The 1470-nt window shown below is 69.7% G+C and carries 4 protein-coding genes; all 4 read left to right on the forward strand.

Annotation, left to right across the window (positions count from 1 at the left end; genetic code table 11):
* Window positions 1-136 precede the first annotated feature (136 nt).
* The 4 genes from ACNAYW_RS11640 to ACNAYW_RS11655 are packed head-to-tail and all read left to right on the forward strand — an operon-like array spanning window position 137 to window position 1431.
* Window positions 137-412 (forward strand): hypothetical protein, encoded by a 276-nt coding sequence (locus ACNAYW_RS11640; protein WP_415849851.1) that lies wholly within the window; start codon window positions 137-139, stop codon window positions 410-412.
* An 11-nt stretch (window positions 413-423) separates the two neighbouring features.
* On the forward strand, window positions 424-624 hold the full coding sequence (locus ACNAYW_RS11645) for a hypothetical protein (protein ID WP_415849852.1): 201 nt from the start codon (window positions 424-426) through the stop codon (window positions 622-624).
* Window positions 621-983, forward strand: coding sequence for a helix-turn-helix domain-containing protein (locus tag ACNAYW_RS11650; protein WP_415849853.1), 363 nt, complete (start codon window positions 621-623; stop codon window positions 981-983). The genes ACNAYW_RS11645 and ACNAYW_RS11650 overlap by 4 nt, the downstream gene beginning before the upstream one ends.
* On the forward strand, window positions 976-1431 hold the full coding sequence (locus tag ACNAYW_RS11655; RefSeq protein ID WP_415849854.1) for a hypothetical protein: 456 nt from the start codon (window positions 976-978) through the stop codon (window positions 1429-1431). Before ACNAYW_RS11650 ends, ACNAYW_RS11655 begins: the two co-directional genes overlap by 8 nt.
* The last annotated feature ends 39 nt before the right edge of the window (window positions 1432-1470 follow it).

The following is a 1470-nucleotide window of genomic DNA, read 5'->3' on the forward strand; positions in this document are numbered from 1 at the left end:
GCGCGGGCAGGGAGGGTCATCGCCCCCGATAACCCTTCCCACCTGCACCTTTCCGCTTCTCCGGAAAGTGGAGCACGCCCCCAGGACGTGACACCGCGCATCCCCGAGACCCCGCCGATCCGCGCACGCTGGGGGCATGTCCAGCACAGCTCCCGAGCCCGCCGACCACCTCGTCCCCGTCCACGACGCCGCCGCGATCCTGGGCGGCTCCCCTGCCCTGTACGCCGCCCTGCTCCGCGCAGGGCTGATCGAGGGCGAGCTGGTGGGCGGGGAATGGCACGTGGACACGGGCGTGGTCGCGGCGGCGCTCGCGGTGCGTGAGCGCGCCAGGTCAGAGGGCGCGATAACCCGAGCGACCTGCACCGATGCCGCGCAGGGACACCCCGCGCGCACGGTCGGCGGTGCCGCGTGAGGCGCTGGGATGTGATCAGGCACGCGGACGGGAGCGTGGGCGTGGTCGTGACGCCGTATCGGCGCTGGACATGCACGGTGCCCACCTCGCTCGTGCGCTTGACGCGGTGGGCTGAGCGCGCGGGCGAGCACGAGCTGGCGGACAAGCTCGCTGCGGAGGCGGTCGTGATGATCGAGCGGGGCGTGACCGAGCTGGACGACGACGGGCTGTGACCGCTCTCCCACCCGATGTGCGCCGCCTCATTGCCCACCGCGTAGCACTGACAGGCGCAGTCGAGGACACGGACAGGGAGTACGTCGAGCGCGTACGTGCGGCGGCGCGGGATCGGCACGAGCAGTTCGCCCGTGCACACCCGTGGACGGGGCACCGCGTGCTGCGCATTGGGCCGATGCGCGAGCGACTGCGGATGAGCGTCGCGGACCTCGCGGAAGCAGCGGGGCTCTGGGAAGTGGAGCTGGAAATGATCGAGGACGGGAGCGCGACAGCGAGTGAGGAGCAGTTGATCGAGCTGGCGTGCGCCCTGTTCACGACCGTGGCGGAACTGGAAGGCAAGGTGCCGCCGCGTGTGTGAGGGGCAGGAATGGTGCGCTAATCCGTACATCCGCGAGGACATAATCCAGCTCGATTGTGGGGCATTTAGCGAGTACGTGATCGCGACGATTTCTCTGTGGAAACGGGGCGTGCTCACGGGGCAAATCACGGGCGATTACGTCGCCGCCGATTGGCTGAGCGAGGAGATGTCGTGGGGCTTGTGGGCGGCGTGCAACTTCCCCAGCGCCCTCGTCACGCTGCTCGGGTCGGGGGTCATCGGACATGCTGCGTCGGGCACATCATGTCCGAGTATCGCGGAGGCGGTCATGGATGCAGTCACGGACGGGCTGGCGCACGGGCCGAGCGTGCGCGTGCCGCTGGACGGGGCGGAGTTGGTGGTCGAGCTGCGGCTCGCGGACACGGGCATGACGAGGGAGGCGAGCGAGGCGAGCTGTGGGTGGTGGAGGGAGTGGGATGGTTCGGGATAGTGAACGTCGGTTGGTCTGGTCGCGGGGGTGGTCGTGGGG

This window comes from Tsukamurella ocularis, assembly GCF_965138335.1.
In the GTDB taxonomy this organism is placed as follows: Bacteria; Actinomycetota; Actinomycetes; order Mycobacteriales; family Mycobacteriaceae; genus Tsukamurella; species Tsukamurella ocularis_A.